Annotated in this window: 7 protein-coding genes; all 7 read left to right on the top strand. The window is 71.1% G+C overall.

The genetic code is table 11. From position 1 onward, the window contains the following. Window positions 1-429: thioredoxin family protein (locus E2C06_RS16565; RefSeq protein WP_193560468.1), on the top strand; the 429-nt coding region annotated here is incomplete at its 5' end. 77 nt (window positions 430-506) lie between these two features. Continuing rightward, window positions 507-1,448: a lysophospholipid acyltransferase family protein gene (locus E2C06_RS16560; RefSeq protein ID WP_133289717.1), complete on the top strand. Its 942-nt coding sequence runs from the start codon at window positions 507-509 to the stop codon at window positions 1,446-1,448. A gap of 180 nt (window positions 1,449-1,628) precedes the next feature. Then, window positions 1,629-3,032: a tRNA (N6-isopentenyl adenosine(37)-C2)-methylthiotransferase MiaB gene (miaB, locus tag E2C06_RS16555; protein ID WP_133289716.1), complete on the top strand. Its 1,404-nt coding sequence runs from the start codon at window positions 1,629-1,631 to the stop codon at window positions 3,030-3,032. A gap of 41 nt (window positions 3,033-3,073) precedes the next feature. Beyond that, the gene (locus tag E2C06_RS16550; RefSeq protein ID WP_133289729.1) at window positions 3,074-4,135 is read left to right on the top strand and encodes a PhoH family protein; all 1,062 of its coding nucleotides are present in this window, start codon (window positions 3,074-3,076) and stop codon (window positions 4,133-4,135) included. 46 nt (window positions 4,136-4,181) lie between these two features. Then, window positions 4,182-4,658, top strand: coding sequence for an rRNA maturation RNase YbeY (ybeY, locus tag E2C06_RS16545; protein WP_241671320.1), 477 nt, complete (start codon window positions 4,182-4,184; stop codon window positions 4,656-4,658). Then, window positions 4,655-5,572: a hemolysin family protein gene (locus E2C06_RS16540; RefSeq protein ID WP_133289714.1), complete on the top strand. Its 918-nt coding sequence runs from the start codon at window positions 4,655-4,657 to the stop codon at window positions 5,570-5,572. The genes ybeY and E2C06_RS16540 overlap by 4 nt, the downstream gene beginning before the upstream one ends. A gap of 55 nt (window positions 5,573-5,627) precedes the next feature. Then, the gene (locus E2C06_RS16535; RefSeq protein ID WP_133289713.1) at window positions 5,628-6,074 is read left to right on the top strand and encodes a sigma-70 family RNA polymerase sigma factor; all 447 of its coding nucleotides are present in this window, start codon (window positions 5,628-5,630) and stop codon (window positions 6,072-6,074) included. Window positions 6,075-6,208 lie beyond the last annotated feature (134 nt).

The raw sequence follows: 6,208 nt of genomic DNA, 5'->3' as shown, positions 1-6,208 counted from the left end.
CGGGCGCTGGCCGCCGCCGCGGCCATTGCCGCGCTGGCCCTGCTGCCGGCGCTGGCCACCGCGCCGCCTGCGGCCCGCGCGGAGGCCGGCGTCGAGCCCTGGTCCGCCGCGCGCGTCGCCGCGCTGCAGACCGAGGGCCGCCCGGTCTTCGTCAACCTGACCGCCGCCTGGTGCATCACCTGCAAGGTGAACGAGCAACTGGTCCTGCGGACCGCGCCGGTCCAGGCCGCCTTCGCCGCCCGCAACCTCGTCTATCTCAAGGGCGACTGGACCAATGGCGATGCCGCCATCGGCGCGCTGTTGCGCGAGAACGGGCGGGAGGGAGTGCCGCTCTATCTGGTCTACCCCGCCGGCGGGGGCGAACCTGCGGTGCTGCCGCAGGTGCTGACCGAGGGGATCGTCCTGCGGGCGCTTGACCCCGGCGCCTGATGGGCTGTCCGGTTGTCACGTTGCCGTCATGGCGCCGTCATTGCCGCGTCGTCGGGCCCGCGGTATCGCAATTGCCTATGGAAGCCGTGGCCCGCGCCCCCATCGATGCCCCCATTGACGCGCTGCGACCGCGCCGCCTGCGCCGGCGGAAGCCCATCCGCTTCGGCCAGGGCCTGCCCGGCGGTCGGCTGTTCGAGGTCTTCACCGAACGCCCGCTCGGCGGGCGGGTCCGCGCCGTGCGGCGGCTGGTCAGCATGCTGCTCTGGACCTTGCTTTGCCTGCCCATCCAAGCGGTGCTGATGCTGCTGCCGGGGCATGCCAAGTCCCGCTTCCCGGTTTTCTACCATCGCGTCGCTGCCGGGCTGATCGGGCTCAAGGTTCAAGTGGTCGGCACCCCCTGCCGCGACCGGCCGGTGCTGTTCGTGTCCAACCATTCCTCATGGCTCGACATCCCCGTCCTCGGTGGGGTGCTGGACGCCGCCTTCGTCGCCAAGGCCGAGGTCGGCACCTGGCCGGTTATCCGCACGCTCGCGCGGCTCGGGCGCACCGTCTTCGTCAGCCGCAGCCGCGGCGCCACCGGGCAGGAAGCGGCGGTGATGCGCGCCCGCATGGCGTCCGGCGACAGCCTGATCCTCTTCCCCGAAGGCACCAGCAACGACGGGACGCGGGAGCTGCCCTTCCGGTCGTCCTTTTTCGCCATTGCCGACGGGGCGCGGCTGATCCAGCCGGTCTCGGTGGTCTATGACCGGCTGGGCGGGCTGCCGGCCTGCCGGCGCGACCGGCCGCTCTTCGCCTGGTACGGCGACATGGAGATCGCCAGCCATTTCTGGCGACTGGCCCGGCGCAGCGGCGCCAGGGTGACTGTGGTGCTGCACGAGCCCTTCGCCCCCGAACGGCTGGCCAACCGGAAGGCCCTGGCGCGCGAGGCGCAGCGGATCGTCCGCGAGGGCGCCGAGCAGTTGCGGCGCAACCGCCCCGCCACCCCCCTCGCGCCGCGGCTGCCGCAAAGCGTTGCTTGACCAGCGGGCCGCGCATGGCGGACGCTTTGATCGTGAGACGATTCGCAACCTTTTGCCGGCCCCCGCCCGTCCTGGCACCGCCGGCCCCATCGGGCGCTTGACCCCGGGGCGCGCCTTGCGCATCTGCCCCGCTTTCCCCGGCACCCCTTCGCGGCCGGGGCGGCGGAGTGTTTACCCGGCATGACCACGACCAGCACCCCACCCCGGAAGCGCCTGTTCATCCGGACCTGGGGCTGCCAGATGAACGTCTACGACAGCGGCCGCATGGCGGATGTCCTGGCGCCTATCGGGTATGCCCCGGCCGAGACGCCGGACGGCGCCGACATGGTCATCCTCAATACCTGCCACATCCGGGAGAAGGCGACCGAGAAGCTCTTCTCCGAGCTCGGCCGGCTGCGCGAGGCCAAGGCGACGAAGCGCGCGGCGGGCGGGGAGATGGTGCTGGCCGTCGCCGGTTGCGTCGCCCAGGCGGAAGGCGCGGAGATCACCGCTCGCGCCCCCTGGGTCGACATCGTGCTCGGCCCGCAGACCTACCACAAGCTGCCGGAGATGGTGGCCCGCGCCAGCCGCGCCGCCGGCGCGGTGATCGAGTGCGACTTCCCCGCCGAGGACAAGTTCGACCACCTGCCGGACGCCGCGGCGCCGCCAGGGGTGACCGCCTTCCTCACGGTGCAGGAGGGCTGCGACAAGTTCTGCAGCTTCTGCGTGGTCCCTTATACCCGCGGCGCCGAATTCTCACGGCCCGTCGCCGGGGTGCTCGCCGAGGCGCGGCGCCTGGTCTCCGCCGGGGCGCGGGAGATCTCGCTGCTGGGCCAGAACGTCAACGCCTACCACGGCGAGGGTCCGGATGGCCGCAGCTGGGGGCTCGGCAGGCTGCTGCGGGCGTTGGCGGAGATCCCCGGGCTGCGTCGCTTGCGCTACACCACCAGCCACCCGCGCGACGTCGATGACGACCTGATCGCGGCCCATCGCGAACTGCCCCAGCTGATGCCCTTCCTGCACCTGCCCGTGCAGAGCGGCAGCGACCGGGTGCTGGCGGCGATGAACCGCGGCCATACGGCCGACGACTTCCTCCGCATCGCCGACCGGCTGCGGGAGGCCCGGCCGGACCTCGCGTTTTCCTCCGACTTCATCGCCGGGCATCCGGGGGAAACGACGGCGGAGTTCGAGCAGACCATGGTGCTGGTCCGCCGGGTCGGCTTCGCCCAGGCTTATAGCTTCAAATACTCCGCCCGGCCTGGAACACCGGCTGCCGGCGCGCCACATCAGGTGCCGGAGGCGGAGAAGGATGCACGGTTGCAGGCGCTCCAGGCGCTGCTCAGGGACCAGCAGGACGCGTTCAATCGCTCGCGCGTCGGCATGACCTTCCCTGTGCTCTTCACCGGCCCCGGCCGCCATGCCGGCCAGGTCGCCGGCCGTACCCCTTGGCTGCAGCCCCTGCACCTTTCCGGCCAGCTCGGGTTGGTCGGCACGGAAGCGTCCGTGACGGTGCTGGCCGCGCATCCCAATTCGCTCTCCGGCCTGCTGGCGGCCGGGCGCGATGCCGACAACGTCCAGCCCGCAGAGGAGCCCGCGCCCGCTTGAACCCCGCCGCCATCGCCCTCAGGCCCGGAGACGCGCGCGCCATCACGCGCCCTGTCCCCTCCCTCCCCGAACAGCGGACCGTCACCCTGCAGTTCGACGACAACGCCCTGCTTCCCCTGCTCTACGGGGAACACGACCGCCACTTGGTGCGGATCGAGCAGCGGCTGGGGATAAAGCTTGGGTCGCGCGGCAATCGACTGACCATCGCCGGCACCCCGGCGAGCACCGAAGTCGCCGAGGCGGCGTTGCGGTCGCTCTGGCGACGGTTGGAGAAGGGGCAGGGCGTGACCACGGCGGATGTGGAGGCGGCATTGCGGATGGCGGAAGGCGAGGCGGAGAACGACCCGCGCCTGCCGTTGCAGGACGTGCCCGAGATCCGCACCCGTAAGGCGGCGATTGCCCCGCGCAGCCCGGCCCAGGCCGCCTATATCGACCTGCTGTCGCGCCAGGAAATGGTCTTCGGCGTCGGCCCGGCCGGCACCGGCAAGACCTACCTGGCCGTTGCCCAGGGCGTTGCCCTGCTGCAGGCGGGCCGGGTCGACCGCATCGTGCTGTCGCGGCCGGCGGTCGAGGCCGGGGAGCGCCTGGGCTTCCTGCCCGGCGACATGAAGGAAAAGGTGGACCCCTACCTGCGGCCGCTTTATGACGCGCTGCACGACATGCTGCCGGCGGAACAGGTTGCCCGCCGGATCACCAGCGGCGAGATCGAGATCGCGCCGCTGGCCTTCATGCGCGGCCGCACGCTGGCCCATTGCTTCGCCATCCTGGACGAGGCGCAGAACACCACGGCGGCGCAGATGAAGATGTTCCTCACCCGCATGGGCGAGGGAACGCGGATGGTGATCACCGGCGATCCGACCCAGGTCGATCTGCCAAGCGGTCAGCAGAGCGGGCTGATCGATGCGCTGCGCATCCTGGACGGGGTGCCGGGCATCGGGGTGGCCCGCTTCGACGAGCGGGACGTGGTGCGCCATCCCCTGGTGGCGAAGATTGTCTCGGCCTACGGGCGGGCCGATGTCCAGGCTGCGGAGCAGCGCAGGGAAACCTACGCGGAGCAGCTGGGGCGTCGGGGGAAGAAGGAACAGGATGGAACCGGGAAGTAGACGTCCTGGCGGTGCGGGGGAGATCTCCCCCGCCTTTGCCGGGATCATGGACGAGGACGACGCAGACCCCCCCGAATTGGTGGTCGAGGTCGTGACGGCCGAGCCGGCCTGGCGGCGCCTGGTGCCGCGGGCCGAGGCCCTGGCCCGGCGTGCCGTGGCGGCAGCGCTGCGCGAGAGCGGCGAGGCTGGCAGTGTCAGCGTCCTGCTGACCGACGACCGCGAGCTGAAGCGCCTCAACGGCGAGCATCGCGGCAAGGACAAGCCCACCAACGTGCTGAGCTTCCCGGGCGTGGGCAATCACCTCGGCGACATCGCGCTCGCGCTCGGCGTGGTGAGGCGGGAGGCCGTCGCGGCCGGCAAGCGGCCGGACGCGCATTTTGCCCATCTGGTCGCGCACGGCACCCTGCACCTGATCGGGCACGATCACCTGGGCGCAGGCGAGGCGCGCCGGATGGAGCGCGCCGAGGCCCGGGCTATGCGCCGCATGCGGTTGCCCAACCCCTGGCGGGGGGTGCCGGCATGAGCATGTCGAACGGCGAGGCGCGCGAGCAGCGCCAGGGCATCCTCTGGCGGCTACAGGGCCTGTTGCGGAAGCGGGAGGCCGAGAGCGTCCGCGACCGCATGGAGGAGTTGATCGAGGAGCATGAGGAGCTCCCGCGCGACAGCAACGGCCGCGGCCATCCGGACGAGTTCAGCGCGCAGGAACGCGCGGTGCTGGGCAACGTCCTGAAACTGCGCGACAAGACCGCGGACGACGTCATGGTGCCGCGCGCCGACATCATGGCGATGCCGGAGGACTTCACGCTCGACCAGGCGATCCGGCTGATCCAGCGGGATGGCCACAGCCGCTACCCGGTCTATCGCGGCCAGCTCGACGAAATCGTCGGCATGGTTCACATCAAGGACGTCTTCGCCAGCGTCGGTGGCGAAAAGCCCTTCGACATGAAGGCGATCCTGCGCAAGCCGCTGTTCACCGTGCCCTCTGTCCCGGTGCTCGACCTGCTGCTGCAGATGCGGACGGCGCGGGTGCACATGGCGCTGGTGGTGGACGAGTACGGCGGCATCGACGGGCTGGTGACGATCGAGGACTTGGTCGAGACCATTACCGGCGACATCTCGGACGAGCACGACGAGGAGGGGCCGCCGCAGATGGTCGAGCGGCCGGACGGCACCATCGAACTCGATGCCCGCATGCCGGTCGAGGCTTTCGAGGCGCGGATGGGCGGCACGGTGCTGACCGACGAGGAACGCGCCGCCGACATCGACACCATGGGCGGGCTGGTCTTCACCCTTGCGGGCCGCGTGCCAGCCAAGGGCGAGCTGGTCTCGCATTCCTCGGGCCTCGAGTTCCGCGTGCTGGATGCCGATCCACGGCGGATCCGCCGGCTGAAGGTGCGCCGACCGGGGACGCAGGCAACAAAGCAGGCTGCCGAATAGGGAACCATTGCGCGTTCTCTCGCTTCACCTTGCAGGCGAAGCGAGAGGGACCGCGATGCCGTTCAAGGGCAAGCCGCCGGGCAGCGGCTCGGGCGAGATGTCGCGGCGGACCCAGGCGCTGCGGCCGGAGATTGCGCTGACCCCAGCCGAGGCCGCCAAGGCCCGGGCGTTCCGCCGGCAGGGGGCCGAACCCGGCGAGATCGCTGCCCGCTTCGGCGTGCCGGTCGAGGAGGTCGAGAAGGCGCTGGTGCAGATGCGCAGCCGGCGCCCGGAGAGCACCCGCGGCACGCTGAACGTCACGCTCGCCGCGCATCGCTTTGTCATGGCGGAACGCCAGGGCGACGAGCCGCTCTGGCAGACCATGGACCGCATCTTCGATGAGCTGATCCGGCTGCGCCAGGTCGTGGCCAAGGCGCCCGCCGCGCCGGCGAAGCCGCGGCGGGAGGCGGCGCGGCCGGATGATCTGCTGCCGGGGCTGCTGCCGGATCCCGGGCCGCACTGAGGTCGGCAAAACCGGGAAGAAGGTATTCTTCCCCGACCCCTGATCCAAATCTGTGAGTCGGCCATTGCCGCGTGACGAGTGCCTCGCCCCAACAACTGGGGTAGGATTCGACGAGGGAATGGCTTTCCCTTCCC

Source organism: Dankookia rubra (assembly GCF_004355005.1).
Classification (GTDB): domain Bacteria; phylum Pseudomonadota; class Alphaproteobacteria; order Acetobacterales; family Acetobacteraceae; genus Paracraurococcus; species Paracraurococcus ruber_A.
Note: the sequence above shows the minus strand (reverse complement) of the source record. Positions and strands in the feature narration are given on the sequence as shown.